Origin of the sequence: Streptomyces sp. NPDC002793 (assembly GCF_040295485.1) — a bacterium.
Taxonomy (GTDB): Bacteria; Actinomycetota; Actinomycetes; order Streptomycetales; family Streptomycetaceae; genus Streptomyces.
The window spans coordinates 1-1,904 of the sequence record NZ_JBEOVL010000128.1 but is presented as its reverse complement, the minus strand read 5'-3'; the positions used below and the strand labels follow the sequence as shown (position 1 = coordinate 1,904).

The following is a 1,904-nucleotide window of genomic DNA, read 5'->3' as shown; positions in this document are numbered from 1 at the left end:
TCGACCGGGCGGTCGGACCGTCCGGTGGATCCGTGGCAGACGCAGATCTGGGGTCTGGGGCGGGTGGCCGCGTTGGAGTTCCCGCAGCGTTGGGGTGGTTTGGTGGACCTTCCGGCAGTGCTGGACGCCAGGGCTGCGGACCGTTTCACCCGGGTGCTCGCCGGCACCGAGGACCAGGCCGCCGTACGTCCTGAAGGAGTCTTCGTCCGGCGCGTCACCCCGGTGGCGCCCCGTGCGGAGGCCCCCGGTGAGTTCACCCCGACCGGAGCAGTGTTGATCACCGGTGGCACCGGTGCGCTCGGAGCGGCCGTCGCCCGTCGCCTCGCCCGGCGCGGCGTCACCACGATGATCCTCATAAGCCGACGGGGCGTGAAGGCTCCTGGCGCGGCCGAACTAGTGGCGGAACTGGCTGAGCTGGGGGCCAACGCGATCGTTGCCGCGTGCGATGTCACCGACCGTGACACGCTCAGTGCCCTGCTGTCCGAGCACGCGGTGTCCGGCGTGGTGCACGCCGCCGGTGTGGTGGACGCACGCCCCCTGGGCGAGACCACCGCCGAGGAGTTCCTGGAGGTCCTGCGGGCCAAGGTGGTCGGCGCGGCCCATCTCGACGCGCTGCTGCCCGCCGCGGACATGTTCGTACTGTTCTCCTCCATCGCCGGTGTGTGGGGGAGCGGGGGACAGGCCGCCTACGCCGTGGCCAACGCCTACCTGGACGCACTGGCCGAGCAGCGGCGGGCGCGCGGTGCCGTCGCCACCTCGGTCGCGTGGGGGCCCTGGGCCGAGTCGGGGATGCTGGTCGCCGAGAACGCCGGGGACTATCTGCGCCGCCGAGGCCTGACGCCCCTGCCGCCCGAACTCGGCGTGACCGTCCTGGAGGACGCGGTGGCCCGGGACCTCGGCTGCCTCGTCGTCGCCGACGTCGACTGGGCCCGTTTCGCACCGGCCTTCGGGTCGGGCCGTACCACCACGCTCTTCGACGAACTTCCTGAAGCGACGGGCGAGTCTGCCGTTCCGACCGCCCAGGCGGCGGTCGACGGTGCGACGCCCCTGGTGCCCGCGCTGGCTCACCTGGGCGCGGCGGAGCGGCAGGCCGCGCTGCTGACCGTCGTCAGGAACACCGTCTCCGAAGTCCTCGGCCACACCGACACGGATGCCGTTCCCGCCGCACGGCCCTTCTCCGACCTCGGCTTCGACTCGCTCACCGCGGTCGAGCTCCGGGACCGGCTGTCCACCGGCACGGGCCTGTCCCTCACCGCCACGCTGGTCTACGACCACCCCACGCCGCAGTCCCTGGCCGACCACCTTGCCGAGCTGCTGGCCCCCGCCCTCGAGACCGCCGCCACACCCGTGGCGCCGCACGCCCGGACGGCCGTCGACCCGGACGAGCCGATCGCCGTGGTGTCCATGGCATGCCGCTTCCCGGGCGGTGTGCGCTCGCCCGAGGATCTGTGGGACATGGTGGTCTCCGGAGCCGAAGGCATCACCCCCTTCCCCGCAGACCGGGACTGGGACCTCTCCCTCGCTCAGGGGGCCTTCGCGGCCGAGGGGGGCTTCGTCCACGACGCCACCACCTTCGACGCTGACCTCTTCGGTATCTCGCCGCGCGAAGCCATCGCGATGGACCCGCAGCAGCGGCTACTCCTGGAGACCACCTGGGAGACCCTGGAGCGGGCCGGCCTGGATCCTCGCTCACTGCACGGCACCTCGACCGGCGTCTTCGTCGGCGCCTCGACGTCCGGCTACGGCACCGGCGGCCGTACCGGCGGCGCGGACGGTCACCTGATGACCGGCATGTCCAACAGCGTGATGTCCGGCCGGATCGCCTACTCGTTCGGTTTGGAGGGTCCGGCGGTCACGGTGGACACGGCGTGTTCGTCCTCCTTGGTCGCGTTGCACCTCGCGGC

1 protein-coding gene is annotated in these 1,904 nt (G+C 72.4%); it reads left to right on the top strand.

The window, feature by feature from the left end:
* Window positions 1–24: 24 nt before the first annotated feature.
* Window positions 25–1,904 (top strand): type I polyketide synthase (locus tag ABT001_RS35920; RefSeq protein WP_351285899.1); only part of this gene is annotated, 1,880 nt, incomplete at its 3' end.